Raw genomic sequence first — 20,559 nt, forward strand, 5'->3', positions numbered from 1 at the left:
GGTTATCCTCCCTGGTACAGCAAACCACCAGGCAAAATTTGCTGTTTCGCCCAGTCGTTAACTGTTTTGGTCATCATGCCCTGCAGCTGGCGCGCTGCGTCGGTAGTGTTCGCCGTGCTGGTCTCTCCAGTTCCACTGCCAGCAATGGTTACTGGGGCATTTACGGAAATAGTGGTACCGCCGCCGCCACTGCCTCCGCCTAATGCCCTGACGCCCAGAGAGCCATCAGCTGCACGCGTGAGCGGCATGATGGCTTCCGGCCCCGCCTCTCCCATCAGCCCGGCACCTTTAGCGAAGGCGAACAGGGTTGGAGAGCTGACGATCGAGCCGCTGTACTTGCTGAGATCGTGTGACTCATAAACGCCGCCTTTCGCGTTAAGCGCAAGATTGCTGTATGAGCCCGAACTGAATGCATTACTCGACGAAGCACCGCCCGCTGCCGCGCCGCCAATGGCGCCACCTACAGAACTCACCAGGCCGCCGATAAGATTAACCGCGGTCATCTGAAGAGCCACCTTGGCGATCATGCTCAGCACAGACGTTGCCCAGTCCTTCCAGCTGGCTTTATTACCCATCAGCATGCTGGCGACATTATCAAGCGCGCTGTCCATCGAGCTGCTGACTACGCTAGCGGCTGACGCGGAGTAGTTAGAGGACGTGTCCAGCCAGTCAGCCAGACCATCACTGACGCCCCCCATCCAGTCGGACTGCATAGCATCCATGCTCTTGTAATAATCCTCCTGAATTTTCAGGCGATCAGACATGGCGCTGCTTAGCGCGCTGGTTTCACGATCGTAAACAGATTTGGTGATGTCTCCGGACTGATACTGCGTCTGCAGATCACGCTGCTGATCGAGATATTCGCGCTCGATGTTCAGCCGCTCTTTCATGCGCTGCCGCTGCTTATCACCAAGACCGGCGCCCTGAACGTCGATATCCAAAGACGCTTTCACATTGCTGTTCTGCGCCTGAAGATTAGTAACGAATGCGACTACTTTAGCGTTTTCCTCATTGGCCTTTTTAACTGCGTTCAGCCGATCAACCTCCTGAGCCAGAAGTTCAAGACGTTTCTTCTGCGTTTCATTCAGGCCCTGCAGTTTTCCGTCCGCAATATCGAACTGAAGCTTTTGTTGTTCGGTAACAACCGTGACTTTTTTACCGGTCGTATCGATAAGCTCAATCTGACGCATGTAACTGCGTTCAGTTGCTTTGAAGGCCGATTCAATTTTTGCAGCTTCGGTGTCTTTTTTAGGTTTAGTGGGCTTACCGTTGGTTTCGCCGGGGGCAAGACCAAAACCAAGAAGAGATGATGCGGTGCCGGCATTAACGCTTGCCGGAATGTCCAGTGCCTTTGATTTCTTTTTCAGCTCGGTCAGGCGGCCGTTAAGGGTGGCGATCTCATCCGACACGGCTTTAACGCTGTCATCCTTTCCAGAAAGCCAACCCAGAAAAGTTTGGCTGCCACCGTACATGCCGCCAGAGCGCCCTTCCTGTGTTTTATTCAACCAGTCTATTCTGGCCTGAATCTGTTCCGGGTTATTCATATCAATCCGGTTGCCCATGGCGGCCATGCGGTTTCCGGAAGATGTCGCCAGTTGTCCCGCCCCGGCAGCTGCCTTGATAAGCCATCCAGCCAGTTGGGCAACTTCACTTACCAGATCAGCCAATCCCTGAAGCACGGCGGGATCGGTCAAAACATTATGAATATCAGACAGAGAATTATTCAGCGGGCTGAGGTCCACATGCGCCAGGCCAGCCGCAATTTCCATCTTCAGGCCTTTTACCTGCGCCTCCATATCCTGAAACAGGTCGTTTACCTTTACCAGGTCGTCGATAGACTGCGGGTCAGGCGCAACGCCATAGTCTTTTGCAAGCTGAATGAACTGATTCAGCTTTGCGTTGTTGTTATCGAAAAGCGGAAGCAGCTTAGTCAGGTCATTACCCAGGCTTTCAAGAATGTTAACCTTACCGGCGTTGGTGCTGATTTTCCCCAGCGCCTCGCCAATGGCCAGCATCTGCTTATCCGGGGTGACTTTTGACAGCTTCTCTGCGGATAGACCCAGTGCGTTGAGCGCATCGACTGCTTCACCTGATTTATTCAGTACAGCATCACCGATTTTATCGCTCAGGTCTTTGAAGATATCGGCCATGTTGTCGCCGGAGAGACCTGCTTTTTCTGCAGCGAACTGCCATGCCAGCAACTCCTGCGTGGACATCTTCAATGACTTAGCCCACTGGTCCGTCGCATTTATCTGCTCAGATGTTGACTTAAGCAAAGCAAAACCAGCGGTGCCGGCGGTGAGTGCCGCAGCCTGTAGTGCTCCGCCCACTGAAATTATCGCGGCTGACGTAGCCGCGGCGTCTTTCTGAACCTGCTTTGCCCACTTATCAGATGCACGCTGCGCTTTATCCATTCCTGAAGTAAAGCCGCCCACTTTGGCGATAAGATCGATTGTCAATGTGCCAAGCGATTTACTAGCCATCAGTTGCTCCGGTCATAAAAAAACCCGCCGGAGCGGGTTGATTTAAAATTTATTTTTTTTGTTCTTTGGGATCATTTTACAGTTTGCTTTTGTGACATCAGTATTAGATGTTCTCTCACTGTAAGTTTTCCTCTCAAAAACAAGGGATTCTCTATCTACAGAATAAGTATTTTTAAAGGAACCTGAATCCTTTTTCCATGTAACCCGGTCAGGCCCAAAAGAAGCGGGAACAGTAAAGTTCAACCCACTCCCCATAGAAGGAGACTGCAATGAGGCTGTTCCGTTTGACTTATCTAATATTACTTGTAAGTCGGGAGCTCTCTCGTCAAAACCGGGGCAAGACAAATAAGTAACGCTTTCCGCTGAAAAAGCTTGTACTGATGACGCTAATAAACCCAAAAACAATAATTTATGTTTCAAACTCACACCCTCTTTCATGTAGGAAAACCTGTTTACATAAAATTGTAAATGTGAGATGGAGTTTATTCTATTATTTTATACCCAACTGCTTTTTGCTTCCTCTAACGAGATGGGATCATTATTAGCGGTGACTTTAGTAAAATGCTGAGTGAAGTCAGTCGGGCTGAAAGGTGGCTTTTTTGGATCGCGGTTGGCATTTGCAATCACACTGGCCACAACGCCCGCGCACCACTCAGTTCGCATCATTGGGTTCAGGCTGCCGTATTCGGCCCGGTATTTTGCCCATAGCTGGTATTCTTTGAGGCTGATCGCTTCCCGCGCTTCGGCGATGGTGCGTCCGCCGATTCCGTTGAGGACGAGCTCGCACCAGAACTCGTCTTCGGCGCTGAGCTCGTACTCTTTCCCAGGTCGTTAACTTCCTGAATGGCAACCAGCAGCGCAACAGTAAGGGCACCATCCAGCGCGCCGCGATCCGGATCGGCTTCGCCGGTGATATCAGCCGGAGTAAATACAGTTTTACCGTGTTCATCACAGATTGAAGCTGCAATGCGCCCGGCAACGCCATCTACCTTACCGCCCATAGCCAGTACATCCGAGGTGGCTGTGTGATAGCCCATCGGGCGGACATAGACCGTGGCAGTAAATTCCTTGTCGCCCTGCTTCCAGGTAATTTCTTTCTCTACCGGGCGCCCGGTGAACGCGCCAGAGGCTTTCAACGATTCAAGCGTCAGTTTCATTATTTTTTCTCAGATAATCGGGGCAAAAGCCCCGAGTTTATTACGCGGCGGAAGCGGCTTTAGGTACCCAGACAGCAGCGCCGGAACGTTGAATAGAAGCTGAGGAAGACACGACCGTGTTCGCAGAAAAATCGAAAGGAAAATCTGAAACATAGCCTTTGAAAACGAACCAGGTGCGGCTGTCTGGCAACACCAGTCCATCCACAGCATCGGTGTCATCATCGCCCGCAACAGTTGGCGAAGCGGTGCCATCTGACCAGCCAATCGCAAAGGTCAGGTCCTGATCCTCTTCATCATCGGAAATGGACAGGTTATACAGCATGATATGGCTGCTGTTTTTCGGGTCGGCGTTAAGCGTCAGGGACGCCTGCCCCGGCGTGCGCAGACCGCGCTTATACGTACGGTCTGTGCGCTCGGAAAGACAGGTGTCTTCAATCTGGTCGGCAGGGTTGCTGCCCGGGGAGAATGCAGTGATGCACTCCACTTCGCTCACCACACCTTTTGTGAGCACGAAAAGCTGCGTGCCTTGAGTCAGTACAGACATGGGTTATCTCCGGTCATAAAAAAACCGGCTCAGGGCCGGTTGGTCATAGGTAAGGTCAGCGTCTGACTATCCAGTCCACGTCGAATGAATAGCGGTAGCGCTTTGTTTCGCTGTCAATTTCCTGCCCGCCCCAGCGAGTGATATAGGCATGAGGTTCGATTGCGTCACGGAGTGCAGCGGCCACAGTGATCACTTCATCAGGCGTATCGGCGTAAACATCAACCTGAAGCGTGAAAGTGTCAGCGTCAGGCCGCTGAGCAAGATAGTTTTCCGGCTCGCCGCTGATGTTCTGCCAGACGGCATAGGGATAAATAACGTTGTCGTCCTGCAGGCCAAACGGATAAAGCCGGAGCGTATCCCCCCCGATAAGGCTGTTGACCGCCTGGCTGGCCGCGCAGACCGCAAATATGGGTGCAATCATGGCGGCACTCCTTTTTTCCGCGCCCGTTTGATAGCCCGATCAATCGCTTTCTCATATTCGTCAGAAAACGTTGTCACGACCTCACTGATACTGTTTTCGGCTGCGGGGCGCATAAAGGGCTGAGCACGCATTTTCTCAGTGCCAAACTCCAGCAGGCGCCAGTGCGGCGTTGGCGCATTCTGTTCCTTGTCCGGGTGCTTTTTCAGCACAGCGCCATGAAGCACGCCAATGCGAAACCCCAGATTGCCGGTCTGTTTGAAAAGACGGCCGTTCCAGCGCTGGGCCACGTTATCGGCAATGCTGCGCCCGGTCACCGGATCATCAAGACGCTGAGCGTTGGCCTTCGCTTTATTGACGATGACATTCCCGGCGCGGCGCAAAGCAGATCGCCCACCTTTACGGCGCAGGTCATCACTGATTTCATCCAGTTTGCCCAGCAGGGAATCCAGGCCGGTAAGGTTAATTTCAACGCCATCAGCCATCGTTAACCCCCTGTGAGCAAGGCAGCGTCAGATATTCCGAACCGCTTTTATCGTCAGCAAGTACGCCGTGAATATTGTAAATCCGGCCCCGGTAAAGGATGCGGTGTTTGTTCGTAACATCATCCCGGTAACGAATGGTGATGCGTGATGTCACTTCATTCTGCCCCGCCTGGGCCGCCACAAATTCCCGCACCGACAGATCCACAACATCGGCCCAGAGCTTTGCCACATCCTCCCAGGTGTTTATGATCGCGCCAGTAGTCGGGCTCTGCTTCTTTACCGGTTTTTGCAGGGTTATGCGGTGACGTAGTTTTCCGGCCTGCATGGTTTCTACCCCTTTGGTTTGCCGCTGAGATAGGTGCCGTGGGGCATTTCAGCCTCACTCTCTTCAGCCACCATCGACTGGTAGATCAGTGCCGAAAGCGTCTCATTGGATTCAGCCAGGCGGTTTATCGCCTCCGTCTGGGCTTTCATCCCCTCGGCTACCTGATGGAAGCTTTCCGCCAGCTTCTCCAGCGTTGTCGCCAGCAGGCTTTCCTGTAACTCTTTCATGGGCAATCTTCATCCATTTTTTGAACCACGCGCGGCGGCGTTCACATCCGGCACAGGCCATAACGACTCCTTACAGCCCATAGACGCGATACGGCTGCAGAAATGACTCCACAGCCAGATCGACAGTCGTTGAGCTGCCGTTGGTCACTACTGCCTCGCGGTTCGCATACCAGTGAGCGATCAACATCAGCATGGCGGTTTCGATATCTTCGGTGTAAAGCAGCCGATAAGGCTCAGCCAGGTAAGCTGTATCGTCAGAAGATTCGAAGAGCTTGCGGCGGGTGTAATTTTCGACATAACGCACCGCCGCTTTTATGCGGGCAGCTATCCACTCATCTTCTTCTGTCGAATCGGAATCAATGCGGCAGTGCAGTTTGACCTGCTCGACGGTCAGCATAGAAACTCCTTACTTAGCCTTGCCCTTGCCCTTTGGATCTTTATCACTGCCGGGCTCAGCTTCTCGGGCCTTAACTTCTTCAGCATAACCACGCTGAATCAGTTCCCGGCCATGCTGCTCCAGAGTTTCAAAAACCACCCCTTCAGTCAGCACTTCGCCTTTCTGGTACGTAGGTTTGATGGATCGCAGTTTCATGCCGTTCTCCCAAAAGAAAGAGCGGCCCGCAGGCCGCCGTTATTGATTACGCACCACCAGCGACAGGCGCAGTGAAGGAGCCATAAATAAACGCTTCCGGACGCTTCACCGCCAGAGCCAGACGCTCTTCGCAACGGATTGAGATCATGTTTTTCTCAAAGTCGTCGGCGTTCTCGGTGGAAATCACCACGTTGGCATCTTCACGATCGAACAGCTGAGCTGCAGCGTTGAATGCGCCGGTCAGGAATTTGCCCTGGAAGGCAGCAGCTTCGGTAGCCACAACCGGCAGGCCCCACAGGGTCGGACCGGTCAGCGCGGACGGGTTCGCCAGAATGTAGCGGCCCAGCGTGTCCTTGGTCAGCTCGATCCTCGCCCAGTCGATAAAGTGCAGAACGTGGCCGGACGCCGGGAAGCGTGCCAGCTGCGCCTGCAGCATGGCCAGACGCAGATCGTCGATACCGTTCTGCTGCTCGACGGTGAATGCGGCGTTGAACGCGGTCGCCTGCGGCACGATGCCGTGCAGGTGTGCGCCGGTGCCGTCGCCAAACAGAATCTCCTGCTCTTCGACATACTTCAGGCCGTAGCGCATCTCAGCGTCCACTGTGGACTGCAGCTGCGCAAAGTCATCCAGAATCTGCTTGGACGCTTTGAACATATGCGCGATGGTGGTGACCGGAGTAATTTTGGTAGCGAACTCAATGTTGCTGTATGGTTTCGTGGTGCCTTCAGGCACAACCGCAGCGGCGTTGGTAAAGCCGGTCTGCTGCACCCAGAAAATGGCCGGGGAAGAGGTACGGCCCGGGGCAATCAGGTCACGAATGAAAAGGCGCTGTTTCGGCGCGGTATCGATACCCGGCAGGCGCTGCGGCTCAACCACACCCTCTGCCACATCCGTTGACAGCAACGCTGCATTAACCGGCACACTGACGCGCTTGCCACCTTCAACGCTGGCCGCAAAGGTTTTAAGTGCTTCGTTGCTGATGACCACCTGACCCACCGTCTCAACAACCTTTTTCGCGTTGTTCAGCGGCATATTGGCAACGTGCTGCTCCAGCTCACCCAGAGAGGCTTTCAGCGTTTTGTTCGCTTCGTTCAGAGCATTAAATTTGGTAGCAATTTTATCTACCGCATCTTTGGTCTGAGCCGACAGCTGACCGGAGTTTTTTGCCTCTTTCAGGGCGTCTTCGGCCTTCTGGCTGAAGGTACCGGAAACTTCTTCCAGCTTCGCAGAGACTTTTTTCAGTAAATCGTTAACTTCAGACATGGTTTTTCCTTATTTGCCGAACGCCGCCAGGGCGTCTTCAAGTTGTTTAAGATCGTCAGGATTGATTTCTTCGGTAGCGCCCGGCGTACCATCATGATCGGCAGCAGCGCCTGGCTTGCTGCCGGTTAAAGCTTTCAGGAGTTTTCGACGTTCAGATCGGGGCGTGTCGGCTTTGGCCAGTAACGCATCGAGCTTGCGCAGTGCGGCCGCCGGGCTGTCGTCGTCATTCGCGATTTCCTCAGCGGACAGAAGCCGGTCAGCAAAACCTTTTTCGACCGCGTCGCTGCCGCCAATGTAGGTTTCACCGTCCATCATTGCGGCCACTTCATCCATGCCGAGACCGGTACGGACGGAGTAAATGTCACCCATGGCTTTATCAAACGGCTCCATATCGGCCGCTATCTGAGCCAGATCGTGACGATTACCCATCGCATAAACCCAGCAGTTGTGGATCATCAGGAATGCGCCGCGGCCAATCTGAATATCATCCCCGGCCATGGCGATAATGGAGGCCGCTGAAGCCGCAAGGCCAAGCACCTTCACCGTAACCTTGCCCCGGTACTCACGAAGCAGGTTATAAATCGCCAGGCCTTCGAACATGTCGCCGCCAGGGGAGTTGATGTTGACCGTAACGTCAGCACCATCCAGGGAGCGGAGCGCCCCGGCGATACGACTGGCGGTTACGCCGTCGCCCCAGTAGTCCGCACCGATCACATCAAATATTGAAATGCTGTTTTCATCAGCGTTAGCGGCCTTGATGCCTCCGTTCCAGCGCTCCATGGCAGCAGATGGCAAGTCCCGTTTTGAGAGCGCAGAAGGCCGCCCCGCCGGTGCAGCCGGAAGGCTTTTCAGTGTCATGGAATAGCTCCTAAGCCGCCTTTTTCAGCGGGGATTGTTCGAAAGGAATATCAGGGAAAACGTAGTTATGGATTTTCAGAAGGTTAGCGGCCTGCGCTGCCTGGCTGTTTTTCTTCAGATCTTCCAGCGGCGTCAGGTTGAGCTGCACGGTATAAATATCGCCACCTTCGATCGGGGGCATATTTTCCAGGCGGCGCACATCGTTGCGCGACATCCATCCGTTCTGCAGTGCGGTTGTGTAATATGCAGCACGTCCGGCGCTGTCAGCACGGAGCAGACCTTCAACAGAGAACTCAGCAAACAGGTCTTCGTCGCCATCCAGCAGGCAGCGGGAAATCTCCTGCTCAATGTTCACTAACAGAGGCCGCAGCGTATTGGTCAGAAACTGCAGGTTCATCCCCTCAACGCTGGATGCCCAGCTGCTTTGCTTGTCCGCGTGACCGACCATAAACGGCGGCACGCGAAACCAGCGACAGATTTCCTCAATGCTGAACGCACGGGACTCCAGCATCTGTGCCGCCTCGGGATTCATGGTGACGTTCTGATATTTCAGCCCGCCTTCCAGCACCATAATCTTCCCGGCATTACGGGAGCCAATAAACTTCGCCATATAGCCGCGAAGCCTTTCCCGCTGTTCTTCATTCAGCGCGCCATCAGCACTGAGAAAACCGGAGCTTTGCAGACCGTTCTCAAATATTTTTGCCGCCGACTCTTCAACGGCCATTGCTGAACCGATCACATCACGGCCAGCCATCATCGGCATCATGCCGCAGACGCCATCCAGACCGAAACCGCGAATGTGCATGATGTTCTTGGCGGGAATAACGCGGGACGTTCCAGATTCTGTATAGGTATATTCCAGGCTGCCATTGTCCAGCCGCTTCACCACCATATTTTGCGGCAGAAGTGGCACCAGCGAGACAAGCCGGTTACCGATCATCTTCTTCTCGACAAAGGCGTTACCGCGCAGGCAAATGCTGGCTACCAGCATCAGCATGAAGCGTGAAGGCGTCATTTCGAGGTTTGGACGGCGGCAGAGTACCTGATAAGCCGGGTGATTAGTGGCGGGCTTGCGTGACCCGTCAGGCTGGCGCTCGTAAATCTTCAGCGGCAGCGTAGACACTGACTCACTGAGTAAACGTACGCAGGCCCAGACGGCAGAAAGGTGGATCGCTTTGTCAGCTGATACCACCTTTCCACTGCTGCTCATGCCCATCCATTCCTGCCAGAAGGTTCCCGTCGTCAGTTCGATCGGCACACCCAGCCAGTTCAGCAGTGCGCTTTTCACCCTGCCGGGCTGTTTGTTCTCTTTCATCAGAAACCTACCATTATGGGATTATCAAAGAAGCCGCTTAAATCCTGTGGTTCTTCTCCGCCATTCAGGATGAGACGACTCAGTCCGGTAAACATCGCTACCGGGCCGTCTATCTTCGCCTCAGGCGTCGATTTGTTGGGGAAGATGTTGTCGTTCTTATCGACCTTGGCAGTGACGTTGCTCATCATCCAGGTCATTACCGGGTGATTACCGTGGTGAAGCCGACCTGCATAAGCCAGAGCCTCCGTTTCTTTCATGGCTTCTGAAAGGTTACGAACAGTCTGTGCAACCTCGACCATGGGTACGCCTTCTTCCGCCAGTGACAGACTGAATTGCGTTGCGCCCCATGGGTCAAAGCCAATTTCACGCAGGTTTTCACCGGCGATCCATGCCATCAGGTCTTCTTTAATGACGGCGTGATCGACCACATCGCCATCTGTCAGTGTCAGGTGACCGCTGTCGCTCCACTTCTGATACAGTTCCGCCATCTGCCGGGAGCAGCGCTCCAGACGGCCTTCAGGCAACCAGAATTTAAAGTCTGCGTGAACATGCCCAGCAGGGGCCCGCCAGACCTTTACAGCTGCGCAGATATCGATTTTATTTGCCAGATCGACGCCAACCCACATCGGATAGGTTTTCAGCTCATGCTCCGGCGCAAGAGGCTCGCAGGCCTCCCACTTCATCATGTCCATCCAGGCTGATTCAGCGCTTACCCAGATGTTCAGGTGTTTGGTGAAAAAGTTATTGCGGGCTGATACCTGCTCCTGAGCCTTCTTAGCCAGGCGGCGCAGATCATCCCAACGCTTACAGATGCCCAGCCCGGGATTAGCCTTTTGCCAGACTTTCTCGTCGAAAGGCTCATCACCTTCATCAAGGGTAAAAATAATCCCGAAAAAGGTGTCATCCTCAACCACGCCACTTAATACCTTGACCGCATAATCGCGCAACTCGTAACAGATCCCCTCACGGTTAAAGCCCGCAGTGGTGATTGCAAACAGCAGGGATTGTGATCGGGCACCTGTCGCGGTTTCCAGAACGTCCCATACATCGCGGGTACGGTGGGCGTGCAGCTCATCGACGATAGCGCAATGGATGTTCAGGCCGTCAAGGTTGTTCGCGTCACTGGAGAGTGGCTCAAACTTGGATGCGGTTCGTTCCTGGAAAATGGCAAGCTTGTTGTAATCGAAAAGCCGACCCAGCGCAGCGCGGGACTGCTTGATCATGTTCACCGCGTCGTTAAATACGATTCGCGCCTGATCACGGGTCGTAGCCGCAGAATAAACCTCAGCGCCGCCTTCACCGTCTGCGCCTGCCATATACAGGCCAATGCCCGATGAAAGCGTGGACTTGGCATTTTTACGCGCCACTTCGTTATAGGCGGTGCGGAACCGGCGAACCATGACCGGGCGGCCCTTGTCACTCATCACCTGCTCACCGGTCTGCTCGTTTACCAGAGGGACAACGAAACCAAAGATGTTAATCAGGATGAAGATGTGCCAGTCCATCAGCTCAATCGGCTTGCCAGCCAGATCGCCTTTAACGTGCGGCACGAATTTATAGAAGTTCAGGATGTGCTGGGCGCGGCTTTCACTGAAGAAGATATTGCGCTTCTCCCCTCCCTGCAGATCATCAAGGAAGCGGGCACACGCCTGCTTAACATATTTACACGCAACAATTTCGCCACCAACTACGCGCTCGGCATAGCGGATTCCGTCAGCCACCTTTGCCATCAGTCCCTCGCTTTCAGGAATTCTTCCAGCGGGTCTGCTTTATCGGGCCCGCCAGCATTAACTTTGCTCCGTGACGCCGGAGTCATGCCAAATTCGGCCAGCATGGCGCGGATACGTTTCCAGGCATCAGCTTTCATCGCTGCTGCCGGGTGCGCTTTAATAAATTTTATCGCCCGCTCTTTGCCTTCGTCCGGGTCATCCTCGCTGTAAATTGCATAGGTATACCCTTCCCGATCCAGCGTTTCGCAGTGGCGACGGTATTCGGTATAGGCTTCGATCAACAGCTCAAGCGCTTTGGCATCGAGCTGAGTCAGCACGCCGATATTGTCCAGCTCCTGCGCAATCTGCTGGAACCAGTACTTGCCCATCTTGTCGAGATGCTTCGGAGTATTGGGTATCCCTTTCTCCGGCTTCGGCTCATTCTGGTTAATCGGTCGCTTGGATGGGTTCCCCTTCACCAAAACCAGGTGTGACGGGGTTTTCGGTGGTCCGGGCATAAGGAAAACTCCACTGAAAGGGCACTTTGGGGGTACCCATAAAAAAGGTTTCTAACCTGCGGCGATGAAAATAAACCTGAGGCGGCGGTCCTTTAGGCCCAAAGCCCTAAACTTTTAACCCGCCCCCCGACAAATGAAAATAGATCTCATTTACATCAATTGTTGAGAATCACTCTCATTCAGGTCAATCTTTACCGGATTTTCATTCATTTCCGCATCAAGGTTGAAGACCGCAGTGATTGCCGGTCGGCTTGCTGCATCGGTGTCGATGGTGGTGCTCAGCTGTTGACTTAGCAACTCGCCATCAACGGCGATGCCATATCCGATGAACGCTTTACCTCGATAGATATGGGCGAGCTGAGCGCGCTTCTGCCTCATTTAATTCTCTCCGTTGCGGTCTTGCGTTTATGACACGGCCAGCACAGCGCCTGAAGGTTGCTATCCTCATCCGTCCCACCATGAGCTTTGGGTTTGATGTGGTCAACCGTAGCTGCCGGGACTGGCCTGCCGTTTCTCAAGCATTGCTGGCAGATGTGCCGGTCACGCTTGAGGATGCGTGCGCGGATAACATCCCACTTGCTGCCGTAGCCGCGCTGATGTCGGCTCTGCCCGCGCTGATGTTGCTGCCAGCCTTCGTTGCGATGGTCATCACAGTAGCCAGAGCGGTCGGTTGTTGTTTTGGCGCAGCCGCGCTTACGGCAGGCACGAGGGATAGCGGATGGCATTACAGTCACCAATTAATAAAAAACCGCCCGGAGGCGGCTTAGCATGATTCAGAATTTATCCCCTGACTCAGGTGCTTTATGTGGATCGTCTTTACCTTCACCTTTTTCATCTGGATTAGGCGAGACTGGTTTAGGGTCATAGTCAGGGTGATCTCCTTCGACCGGACGCTCAGACATGAATCCTCCTTTTTTATGAGACACGTTACAAAGTGTAGGAGGTAGTTCAGGCGCACGTCCAGCAGCGGACAAAGAGCCGTTGTGAAAGAGGCTCTCTCACCTCTTATGCTGCCTTGCCTTCCATCAGTGCCACCATGTCAGGATCGAGCTGGTCAATAAGGTTTTTGCGGGCCTCATTCAGCAGCGCCTTTCTACCACCTTTCCCCCACTTACCCATCTTGCTGGCACACTGGCTGATGTCTTTGGTTTCACCGCCAATGAGGTGGTCCAGCCGGTTCAACTGGTTGAGGATGTCGAGAGCCTTGGTGCGGCTTTCGATGAAAGTGTTGTAAACATCAATCTCAAACTCAGGCTTAATCCATGCGGCATACCGTACGGCGATCATCTCAACGCCCCAGACGCTCTGGGAATCACCGCCTCGAATCACCTTAAGTGATTGATTATGTTCCAAAGGACGTTTTTGTCCTCTGGCATCAAGTGCATTAACGAATCGCTGAACCGATGCGCTGCGGATGAATTTGCTGGGCTTCTGCGATTCTGTCGCTTCACCATTCAGTACGGCGGCAGCGTGCAGGTCGTTTAAGCAATAGCGGCCTTCGCTGTCCACGCGGACGGAAACGCCGTTAACGGTTACGGTTGGATATGTCATGTCGAAGTACCTTTTAGTGATGAACCTTGTCGCACAGGAATTCGGCCCCCAGAGAGCTCCGACAGCTAGCCGGTTCCTCAAGGGTCATCCTGAAAGGTTCTGGGATATTTGCGCGTGCGAGGCGCATAAAAAAGCCCCGCTATATGCGAGGCTGATGTTGCTCAGTCAGAAGAAGAGAATCTTCTTGAGGGTTGTCACTTCCTAAGGCTGTTCTTTACCTCAGTGATGATTTGCTGCTGCAGCCTGTTTAGCTCTGCACGGTGTCGGCGTTCCTGCCTGAGGTAAATGCAGAAGCCTATCCATGTCATGATTAATGCGCCGATGCAGATGCCGGAGAAGATGTTGTAAATCTGGTAGGCGCTCATTTAGCTTCCTGCTGGCAGTTGGCTTTCCATGACTTGTTATGTGTCAGGATGGCGCGCTTAGCGGGACTGGAAAGCAGCATCACGTCTTCAGGCGTCAGGATGATGGGGTTTACCCAAATGCAGCCTGTATCAACTACCTGAGTCCTTACGGGTCCAGTCACGGAGCAACTCGTCGTCAACATCGCGATCAGACATGCGGGTAACAGTGTCCTGTACATCTGATGCTCCTTTGCGTGCTTCGTCTTGGCGTTGTGATGCAGCCTGTTGGGATTCGATAGCGGCTTTGGTTTCGCGCTCTGTAGCGGCTTGCTCAGCTTTAGACTTGCCGCGGGAGTGACCAAACCCGAAGGCGCCACCTACCAACGCGAACAGACCCACTATCACAGCGACAATCGTCTGAAAGGTCGTCATGACTTGCTCTCCGGATTAATACCAGCGTCAATCTTCTGCTCTTGCAGGTCTTTGTCCGTTGCGATTTTCTTCGCTCCAATGTAACCAGCCGTAGCGAAACCGAAGAACAGGCCGAATGTGACATCAGAGAGCGTCCCCTTGTAGGCCTGCCAGCCAACTACGCCACAGCAGACGAGGAAAGCCAGAGCGGCTTGAGTGCGACTCAGTGAGATGTTGCCACTCTGACCGCGAATCATGCTGAAGACGTCCATCAGATTTCCACCCGTTCAAACCAGCCATATGCGAACGTTTCGTTTGCTGGTCGGGACTCTGCCAGTTCGATATAACGAGCGCCCTGCAGGCTGTTTAGTGCTTTCAGCATTACGGTTACGCCATCATGGCCGCGAACGGAGATATAGGACTTCAACGCCGCGATCGTGCGCGGGCCAATCTGGCCGTCAGCGGTGATATCTGGATAAAGTGATTGCTGCTTGTTGAAGACGTTTAACGCGCGCTGCAGGAACTTTGAGGCAACTGCAGGCCCCATATTTACGCCGGTATCGCAAAGCTCTGCCGCGATAGCTGGAGCGACAACGTTAACCTGATCGAAGCGCGGGCCCGTCCAGTAATCGGCTTCGAGAATTGCCAGCGCAGTTTCTCTGCTCAGGTTTCGCATATCACCCTTGTAGCCATGAGCACGAGCGACAGCCTGAGTGATGCCCCAGCTTGTTGGCCCGCCTTTGTCGTCCGGGTTGTTTACGTAGCCACCTTCCTTGCCGAGGATAGAGCTGAAAATCTCATCTTTGGTCATTTCTTCTCGTCCTCTGCCACTACCTGCTTAACCTTGTCTGCTGTCTTTGTGGCTGTTCGATCGGGGATTGCGTCTAGCTTCTTCTGCAGGTCTTCAACCTGTCCGGCGATTTTTGCCACCTTGGCATCGCGGCGCTCTGCAATTTTCTGATAGTCCTTGCGGATACCATCAATGCGCTCGTTAGCGTCGTTGTTGACGTAGACAAAGATGATTGTCATCACGATACAAAGCACACTCAGCAGCAGCATTAGCGAGCCGAGAATGATGTTTCGTTTGTGCTTCTGTTTTTCGTTACTGGCTACTACCATCGCTGCCATCCTCTAAGCTGGAGATCAGCCTGGTAACTTCGCTCCTGAATTTCTCATTTCCGGCCGCGCTGGTAGCGTCTGACATTGCGAGAAGAATACTTAGCGCGTTCTTGATAAGTCGCAGGTCAGTCTCGAGCGAAGATATGCGGCGCATGTTTCGGTCGTGCCGGTCACGGAGGTCGTCGTTTTCCTGACGTAACAGGTTGTTGCTTTCCTTCAGCAGAAGGACCTGCTCTTTGTAGCCAGTAATAACCTCGCCGCCTGCCTTACTGTTCGTGACGATAGCCGCGATGCCAGCAATCAGGGGCTTCCAGAAGAGAGCCACCGCACCACCACCTAATAGCAGCGCGCCGATACTTGTAATTAAACTTCCGTCATTCATGCCTCACCTCTTGGTGAAGACAATGATGTTTTATTCGCCATGGCCGTCTCCGGCATTGCCCGGAGGTATCCGGCCGTTTGCTGTGAAGAAAAAAGCACCCCGGTGCAAAAACACAGGAAGATGAACTCAGGAGAAATCCTTGGGTGCTGAAATGAAAAAAGGCCGCTCATAGGCGACCTCTTGTAATTTGGTGTTTGGTTGTTTTGTCAGGCGGTTAACGCCCGCCCACTACGGTTATGTCGCCACAACGGAAAGCGCCATCTCCATGCTATGCAAGGGTGGGACTTACCACCAAATGACGCTTACCTGTTGTGCGCCCATTATTAATCACACCGGGCCAGTGCGCCGAATTCGGTGGCGGGGAATCGGAAGACCCCGTGGCTTCTGGTTTCTTAGGCCGCTGCCAACATCAGATCATCGTTTGCATTTATCTTTAGATGATAAAAACAGCCGCTTGATTACTGACGAAAACTATCTGTTGCGTCACCACAACGAAAAGAGCACTGATACGCGTCGTCACATTCCCCATCGACATTTCACCGGTCGCTATTCTGGAAATGAGGGATGCCGTTCGAACTAATGCTCTTGCCTGTTGCGGGCTCCGTTTCGTGGAGCTAACGGCGGGTGATCAATCCGCACCTGAAGGGTACTTATTTTCAGCCTCAATGCTCATGCCCTCGCGAATGATTCATACATTCGCCAATGCACGACAGATGTAAAAAAGCCCCGCCAGCTGGTGAGGCTGCGAGGCTCTTTGGAATCCACAAGATAGTGATGGAACTGACTGCTCAACGACTACTGCCGCGAGCATATCAGAACTCTAGCACTTTCATTTCGCGTTTTCAAATTATTTTTGCGAGTTCTCTGATTTAAGCTGCAATCTTCTGCTTGTTAGCCTCCAGTTCGAACACGATCGCGTGAAACACGCTTGCTTCAAGCAGCTCTCTACACCACTTGATTCGGCGCCATGCTGACTGACTGTCGATACCAGTGAGCTTCGCCAGCTCTACTGCGATATCTTGCGAGCATTTGCGCTCGCAGTAGTATTTAATTGCAACATGTCGGATCGGGTTGTTTGGTGCAAAGAGCCGGCAGATTACAGATTCAACCAGGTCGGCATCTTCTTGCTCGTTGGCGCGCTCGAGAAGATTGCTGACTGAGTTCTGAGGATTGATGATTTGCTTTGCCCTGATAAACAGCTCATCACCTTTGTATCCCTGCTTATGCAGATTCTCCACCACTTCGATAATTCGCTCTGACTCTCGGTCGTTCCACTCCTTCCGAATCATAAGGCGCCCTATCACGCTTACCTTGCCGTTGTCGGGTCCGACGTGGCCGCCGTACTTTTCTCCCCACACATCGAGCAGACAGCGCACCCATGCGGATTGCAGAGGAGTAATGAGCTTTACGGGGTTGAGGTATCGCTTCTTCAGGTCTGATTTGCGCATTACCTGCGCCAACTGTGCGAGTGCGTCAGACTGCATGTTTAACCCCCAGTAGTTTTGCTGTGTTGCGCAATATGCGGTAGTTGATTTCGAACATGCGGCTCATCTTCAGAATGCGTAGCCTGAGCCATTTCTCTCTGAGGTATTCGTTCATGCTGCTTGCTCCATTTCTCGCTTACGCAATTTTTCGTAATGGCGTGCCCGGCGCGTGAAGATGGACTTCACTCGCTTCAGGTACTCGATGTCGAATTTGCGTACGGTGTTGTCGTGCTCGATGCGTTCAACCCTCTCAAGGCCGTACTTTTTGATGAGGTTGATGCGATAGGGGATTGGATTACCTGATAAGTCCCTATTACAGGGAACACAGCTAGCGTTATTGTTGAAAACATTGAAGCGGAGCCATGGTGCTGCGCCTCGTGACCGATAGTGGCTTGCGTCTACCGCACCACCACGAACGCCATAATTGAGCTGCCGGCCGCATGAGATGCAAGGCTTGCCGTAATCCCGCCAGAAGATGTACCTGTTAACCGCCGCCTGAGCCTCTCTGTTCCATTCCGGCTTACCCTTGAGCCTCTCCCTTCGTTGCCGCAAATCATCGCGCTGTAGACGCTCCTGCTTGCGTATTTCACGCGCAGCAAGTTCTTCATCGCGTTTCCTGTTGAACGCAATGGCGCATTTGTAGTTGTGGCAGACTTTCTGGAGAGAACTTCGAGGGGTGTATTCGGTAGAACAGATGGGGCAGGTTTTCGGCTTGGGCTGCTTCGGCTTAATCGCCTTTGCCATGTAAATCCTCCGCAATCTGTTTCATGTCAACTTGCTTAACTGCGTAGACCTTTCCTCCGCCCATATAAAAGCCTTTCTCAGCTTGATCGTTATTTGCTGAGTTGATAACCGAAGCGCCACAGAAAAATCCAACCACAAATACCACTATCAATATTGCAAAATCAGTCATCGGTCTCTCCTGTTAGCCTGAAATTTGGGTCGAGAAGCATCCACAGGTCGAGGCATGAGGTGCAGGCGTAGACTTCTGTATCCAGCAGCAGAGTTCCACACCCAGCGCATACAGAAGCAGATGGCTCGCCAGCGCCAGTATGCTGATTTAACAGGACGGTCTCTTTCATGGTCTTCCCACTCCATATCGCACTCACACGATTCGCATGAGATGGTGTAGTGATGCTTGTCTTCGCTTGTGAGGATGGTGTAGCAGCGGTGGCAGCGCTCACGCATTGTCGCGCTCCTTCTTAATCAAGTAGCATTCCATAGCAGCTCGAAGAGGGTTTCTGTGCGCAGCCATGGCATGTCTGTTGAAAATGGCAGCCCATTCATCACGGCTTTGGTGGCATGTCAGACTGATGTTTTCCTTTTCAATAATCGGCCCGGCGTCAGCCCATGAATTGCAGTAGTTTTTTCTGCCTCGCAGTCTGCCAAGGTCATCCCTGAACGTTACGCTGTCGTCCTGATGTATGAATTTTGCATTCCAGCCCATTGCTTCACCAACGGCGGCATTTATTTCGTGATCCTTCATTTCGCTGTAATTCATCTTGTCTTCCTCATTCTGTCGGCCACAGCCCGGCGCAACCGTGCAACGTAATTGCAGGTTGTCACTTCGGATTCATTCGGGATTTTGTGGCGGCGGCGTTTCTGGCGGGGATACTTCAGTTTGGCGTGTTCGCAGGCTAAGAATGTGATGCTAGTTTGCCGGCGCATATCCACCTCTCGCAGCTCTGAGTAACTGGTCAAACTGCCAGACGTTGCTGGTCTTTTTGCACTTCTCGACGATATCCTCTTGCGGCCTCTGGTTTCTCGGAGTTTCCTCGTATGAGATACCAAATTTCGGATAGCGATATGCAAGGCGGTATTCGTAGCAATTACTGCCCTTCACCTTCTTACGGCGCGTGATTCCACGCTTAAACGCTGTCGAGATGATGTTGCTGCGTGATGATTTGCCGCTTACTCCGGCGCCGGCAAAGTACAGAGAGATTTCTGTGTTGGTCATTGGCCATTCCGACTTCATGAGGGCAACTAACATATCAATCTGCACGTCAATTACGGTTTTCTCGCTCATGCTGCTCTCCTGTTCTTTTCTCCCCAGCGCTGCGCCCACTCGAGCTCTAGCCGGGATTCGTCGCTAAACTTCACGTTCTGCTCTGTGCCGAACCAGTAAATCGCCTCGATAACCTCAACCATTTCGCTTACCCGCATCTTGCTTGTCCGCGAACCAAACATGACTACGCCGCCGCCGATACCGGGTGCGGTGCGTTGCTGTTCGTTTTTGGATTTCGCTACGAGCGCGGTGATGAGGTCTTTCCAGTCCTCTTTGCTATACCGCTCGCCATACCAGAGAACCTGATTCGCAAGGTCAGTAAGAAGCGGCCACATGCGGTCGTTCTGCGACTTTGTGCGCTTGCGTTCCTGGATGACTACTTCGACTGGCTTTTCGAGACTGGCGGGGAGTTGCTGGATGGCTTCAATGCAGTTTCGTCGGATGCGGTCATCCCGCAGGAGGAATGTTGTCTTCTCCATCGCGTTTATCTCTCTTCAGTGCGTCGCTGAGTAGCTTCCTGATGCCGTGGCTAAGGCTGAATGTGCCTGCATGATTGTTAGCAAAGCGGGCGATATCAATTGCCAGCCTATCCAGCTCGACGTCGGATATGACGTGCTCAGGGCGTTTTAGGGGGATTACGTTGTTCATGCGGACCTCTTGTTTAGCTGCGACCGCGTCAGAATATGGATGCCAAACTTGCCTATCCTGATTTCTTTTCTTAGACCGATTCTCACGCTGTATAAGGGCGGGAAGATGCTGCGATCGATGACGTTGAGTCCATACCCGAAGAAGCGGAACCAGAATGCTCTGCGTGATTTATTCCATGCGATAGTCTTCATTCTTCCTCCTGCTTGCTGCTTAACGCTGCCTGCCAAATCTTCCAGCCCCACCCTTGAGCGCATGAATATCTCAGCTCCTGCTGCTCAGGGGCGCACCACCAGGATAGAAATGCTCTCCAGTTGCGGCGCCGCTCCAGCTCATCGTTGCTTGTCATGCCAGCTCCCACTTGCTTTTGGTGGTGTAGCGAATATCTCCACGCTTGCGCATAGCCTGGAGGCGGCAATCAATGATGCGAAAAGCTTTCCTGCCTGTTAGTCCGGCTAGTCGGTTCGCTTCTTCATAAACACCGCCGCCGTCTATCTGCATGAATGTGTTTTTGCCGTCAGCGATACGGTCTCTAATCATGTCATCCAAATCGGTGTAATCGATTTTCTCTGTCATCTCACTCTCCTTCCTGATGCTTGCCAGCTGCCTTCTCCTGCTGCTCCAGCACTGGCAGGGCTATCTCTAAGGCTTGCATCATGTACTCATCGCGGATACTTGGCCCTGCGTATTCAGCATTCTCTTTTAAACCCGCAAGGATGTGCC

General features: G+C 53.1%; 35 protein-coding genes. All 35 read right to left on the reverse strand.

The window, feature by feature from the left end; all coding sequences use genetic code 11:
• Positions 1–2: 2 nt before the first annotated feature.
• A complete protein-coding gene (locus MHZ97_RS17835; protein WP_239315272.1) occupies positions 3–2,483 on the reverse strand; it encodes a phage tail tape measure protein in 2,481 nt (826 codons plus the stop codon).
• 42 nt (positions 2,484–2,525) lie between these two features.
• Positions 2,526–2,921: a hypothetical protein gene (locus MHZ97_RS17840; RefSeq protein WP_239315273.1), complete on the reverse strand. Its 396-nt coding sequence runs from the start codon at positions 2,919–2,921 to the stop codon at positions 2,526–2,528.
• A gap of 233 nt (positions 2,922–3,154) precedes the next feature.
• Entirely contained in the window at positions 3,155–3,640 is a 486-nt protein-coding gene (locus tag MHZ97_RS17845; RefSeq protein ID WP_239315274.1) for a phage tail assembly chaperone family protein, TAC, read from the reverse strand.
• A 40-nt stretch (positions 3,641–3,680) separates the two neighbouring features.
• The gene (locus MHZ97_RS17850; RefSeq protein WP_239315275.1) at positions 3,681–4,184 is read right to left on the reverse strand and encodes a phage tail tube protein; all 504 of its coding nucleotides are present in this window, start codon (positions 4,182–4,184) and stop codon (positions 3,681–3,683) included.
• Positions 4,185–4,239: 55 nt separating this feature from the next.
• A complete protein-coding gene (locus tag MHZ97_RS17855; RefSeq protein WP_239315276.1) occupies positions 4,240–4,605 on the reverse strand; it encodes a DUF3168 domain-containing protein in 366 nt (121 codons plus the stop codon).
• Positions 4,602–5,087, reverse strand: a complete 486-nt coding sequence (locus MHZ97_RS17860; RefSeq protein WP_239315277.1) for an HK97-gp10 family putative phage morphogenesis protein — start codon at positions 5,085–5,087, stop codon at positions 4,602–4,604. The genes MHZ97_RS17855 and MHZ97_RS17860 overlap by 4 nt, the downstream gene beginning before the upstream one ends.
• Entirely contained in the window at positions 5,080–5,412 is a 333-nt protein-coding gene (locus MHZ97_RS17865; protein ID WP_233988632.1) for a phage head closure protein, read from the reverse strand. Before MHZ97_RS17865 ends, MHZ97_RS17860 begins: the two co-directional genes overlap by 8 nt.
• A 5-nt stretch (positions 5,413–5,417) precedes the next feature.
• Positions 5,418–5,639: a hypothetical protein gene (locus MHZ97_RS17870; RefSeq protein ID WP_239315278.1), complete on the reverse strand. Its 222-nt coding sequence runs from the start codon at positions 5,637–5,639 to the stop codon at positions 5,418–5,420.
• A gap of 70 nt (positions 5,640–5,709) precedes the next feature.
• Positions 5,710–6,036, reverse strand: a complete 327-nt coding sequence (locus MHZ97_RS17875) for a head-tail connector protein (protein ID WP_233988630.1) — start codon at positions 6,034–6,036, stop codon at positions 5,710–5,712.
• A 9-nt stretch (positions 6,037–6,045) separates the two neighbouring features.
• Complete coding sequence (locus tag MHZ97_RS17880; protein ID WP_130834334.1) at positions 6,046–6,231, reverse strand: hypothetical protein; 186 nt, start codon at positions 6,229–6,231, stop codon at positions 6,046–6,048.
• A 46-nt stretch (positions 6,232–6,277) separates the two neighbouring features.
• Entirely contained in the window at positions 6,278–7,495 is a 1,218-nt protein-coding gene (locus MHZ97_RS17885; RefSeq protein WP_239315279.1) for a phage major capsid protein, read from the reverse strand.
• A 9-nt stretch (positions 7,496–7,504) separates the two neighbouring features.
• Positions 7,505–8,353: a head maturation protease, ClpP-related gene (locus tag MHZ97_RS17890; protein WP_239315280.1), complete on the reverse strand. Its 849-nt coding sequence runs from the start codon at positions 8,351–8,353 to the stop codon at positions 7,505–7,507.
• A 10-nt stretch (positions 8,354–8,363) separates the two neighbouring features.
• Complete coding sequence (locus tag MHZ97_RS17895; RefSeq protein WP_239315281.1) at positions 8,364–9,668, reverse strand: phage portal protein; 1,305 nt, start codon at positions 9,666–9,668, stop codon at positions 8,364–8,366.
• Positions 9,668–11,398: a terminase large subunit gene (locus MHZ97_RS17900; protein WP_239315282.1), complete on the reverse strand. Its 1,731-nt coding sequence runs from the start codon at positions 11,396–11,398 to the stop codon at positions 9,668–9,670. The genes MHZ97_RS17895 and MHZ97_RS17900 overlap by 1 nt, the downstream gene beginning before the upstream one ends.
• Positions 11,398–11,895 carry a phage terminase small subunit P27 family gene (locus MHZ97_RS17905; protein ID WP_239315283.1) on the reverse strand — a complete coding sequence of 166 codons (498 nt, stop codon included), beginning with the start codon at positions 11,893–11,895 and terminating at the stop codon, positions 11,398–11,400. The genes MHZ97_RS17900 and MHZ97_RS17905 overlap by 1 nt, the downstream gene beginning before the upstream one ends.
• A gap of 150 nt (positions 11,896–12,045) precedes the next feature.
• The gene (locus MHZ97_RS17910) at positions 12,046–12,273 is read right to left on the reverse strand and encodes a hypothetical protein (RefSeq protein WP_239315284.1); all 228 of its coding nucleotides are present in this window, start codon (positions 12,271–12,273) and stop codon (positions 12,046–12,048) included.
• Entirely contained in the window at positions 12,270–12,620 is a 351-nt protein-coding gene (locus tag MHZ97_RS17915; protein ID WP_239315285.1) for an HNH endonuclease, read from the reverse strand. The genes MHZ97_RS17910 and MHZ97_RS17915 overlap by 4 nt, the downstream gene beginning before the upstream one ends.
• A gap of 48 nt (positions 12,621–12,668) precedes the next feature.
• The gene (locus tag MHZ97_RS22320; RefSeq protein WP_255729652.1) at positions 12,669–12,797 is read right to left on the reverse strand and encodes a hypothetical protein; all 129 of its coding nucleotides are present in this window, start codon (positions 12,795–12,797) and stop codon (positions 12,669–12,671) included.
• 103 nt (positions 12,798–12,900) lie between these two features.
• Positions 12,901–13,446, reverse strand: coding sequence for a KilA-N domain-containing protein (locus MHZ97_RS17920; protein ID WP_239315286.1), 546 nt, complete (start codon positions 13,444–13,446; stop codon positions 12,901–12,903).
• 194 nt (positions 13,447–13,640) lie between these two features.
• Positions 13,641–13,811 carry a hypothetical protein gene (locus MHZ97_RS17925; protein WP_239315287.1) on the reverse strand — a complete coding sequence of 57 codons (171 nt, stop codon included), beginning with the start codon at positions 13,809–13,811 and terminating at the stop codon, positions 13,641–13,643.
• A 129-nt stretch (positions 13,812–13,940) separates the two neighbouring features.
• Positions 13,941–14,222 (reverse strand): hypothetical protein, encoded by a 282-nt coding sequence (locus tag MHZ97_RS17930; RefSeq protein WP_239315288.1) that lies wholly within the window; start codon positions 14,220–14,222, stop codon positions 13,941–13,943.
• On the reverse strand, positions 14,219–14,473 hold the full coding sequence (locus tag MHZ97_RS17935) for a hypothetical protein (protein ID WP_239315289.1): 255 nt from the start codon (positions 14,471–14,473) through the stop codon (positions 14,219–14,221). The genes MHZ97_RS17930 and MHZ97_RS17935 overlap by 4 nt, the downstream gene beginning before the upstream one ends.
• Complete coding sequence (locus tag MHZ97_RS17940) at positions 14,473–15,012, reverse strand: glycoside hydrolase family 108 protein (RefSeq protein ID WP_239315290.1); 540 nt, start codon at positions 15,010–15,012, stop codon at positions 14,473–14,475. The genes MHZ97_RS17935 and MHZ97_RS17940 overlap by 1 nt, the downstream gene beginning before the upstream one ends.
• Positions 15,009–15,320 (reverse strand): hypothetical protein, encoded by a 312-nt coding sequence (locus tag MHZ97_RS17945; protein WP_239315291.1) that lies wholly within the window; start codon positions 15,318–15,320, stop codon positions 15,009–15,011. Before MHZ97_RS17945 ends, MHZ97_RS17940 begins: the two co-directional genes overlap by 4 nt.
• Positions 15,304–15,702 carry a hypothetical protein gene (locus MHZ97_RS17950; RefSeq protein ID WP_239315292.1) on the reverse strand — a complete coding sequence of 133 codons (399 nt, stop codon included), beginning with the start codon at positions 15,700–15,702 and terminating at the stop codon, positions 15,304–15,306. The genes MHZ97_RS17945 and MHZ97_RS17950 overlap by 17 nt, the downstream gene beginning before the upstream one ends.
• Positions 15,703–16,571: 869 nt before the next feature.
• Positions 16,572–17,186, reverse strand: coding sequence for a hypothetical protein (locus MHZ97_RS17955; RefSeq protein ID WP_239315293.1), 615 nt, complete (start codon positions 17,184–17,186; stop codon positions 16,572–16,574).
• Positions 17,176–17,301: a YlcG family protein gene (locus MHZ97_RS22475; protein WP_375337773.1), complete on the reverse strand. Its 126-nt coding sequence runs from the start codon at positions 17,299–17,301 to the stop codon at positions 17,176–17,178. Before MHZ97_RS22475 ends, MHZ97_RS17955 begins: the two co-directional genes overlap by 11 nt.
• Positions 17,298–17,930 carry a recombination protein NinG gene (locus tag MHZ97_RS17960; RefSeq protein WP_239315294.1) on the reverse strand — a complete coding sequence of 211 codons (633 nt, stop codon included), beginning with the start codon at positions 17,928–17,930 and terminating at the stop codon, positions 17,298–17,300. The genes MHZ97_RS22475 and MHZ97_RS17960 overlap by 4 nt, the downstream gene beginning before the upstream one ends.
• Positions 17,914–18,099: a hypothetical protein gene (locus tag MHZ97_RS17965; protein WP_239315295.1), complete on the reverse strand. Its 186-nt coding sequence runs from the start codon at positions 18,097–18,099 to the stop codon at positions 17,914–17,916. The genes MHZ97_RS17960 and MHZ97_RS17965 overlap by 17 nt, the downstream gene beginning before the upstream one ends.
• Before the next feature lie 267 nt (positions 18,100–18,366).
• Positions 18,367–18,687: a phage protein NinX family protein gene (locus MHZ97_RS17970; protein ID WP_239315296.1), complete on the reverse strand. Its 321-nt coding sequence runs from the start codon at positions 18,685–18,687 to the stop codon at positions 18,367–18,369.
• On the reverse strand, positions 18,684–18,854 hold the full coding sequence (locus MHZ97_RS17975; protein WP_239315297.1) for a NinE family protein: 171 nt from the start codon (positions 18,852–18,854) through the stop codon (positions 18,684–18,686). Before MHZ97_RS17975 ends, MHZ97_RS17970 begins: the two co-directional genes overlap by 4 nt.
• Positions 18,838–19,212 carry a hypothetical protein gene (locus tag MHZ97_RS17980; RefSeq protein WP_239315298.1) on the reverse strand — a complete coding sequence of 125 codons (375 nt, stop codon included), beginning with the start codon at positions 19,210–19,212 and terminating at the stop codon, positions 18,838–18,840. The genes MHZ97_RS17975 and MHZ97_RS17980 overlap by 17 nt, the downstream gene beginning before the upstream one ends.
• Positions 19,209–19,670 carry a recombination protein NinB gene (locus MHZ97_RS17985; protein WP_239315299.1) on the reverse strand — a complete coding sequence of 154 codons (462 nt, stop codon included), beginning with the start codon at positions 19,668–19,670 and terminating at the stop codon, positions 19,209–19,211. The genes MHZ97_RS17980 and MHZ97_RS17985 overlap by 4 nt, the downstream gene beginning before the upstream one ends.
• On the reverse strand, positions 19,639–19,839 hold the full coding sequence (locus MHZ97_RS17990) for a hypothetical protein (protein ID WP_239315300.1): 201 nt from the start codon (positions 19,837–19,839) through the stop codon (positions 19,639–19,641). The genes MHZ97_RS17985 and MHZ97_RS17990 overlap by 32 nt, the downstream gene beginning before the upstream one ends.
• A gap of 342 nt (positions 19,840–20,181) precedes the next feature.
• Positions 20,182–20,412: a hypothetical protein gene (locus tag MHZ97_RS17995; protein WP_239315301.1), complete on the reverse strand. Its 231-nt coding sequence runs from the start codon at positions 20,410–20,412 to the stop codon at positions 20,182–20,184.
• Between the last annotated feature and the right edge of the window lie 147 nt (positions 20,413–20,559).

Source organism: Pantoea sp. ACRSC, from assembly GCF_022346785.1.
Taxonomy (GTDB): domain Bacteria; phylum Pseudomonadota; class Gammaproteobacteria; order Enterobacterales; family Enterobacteriaceae; genus Pantoea; species Pantoea alvi.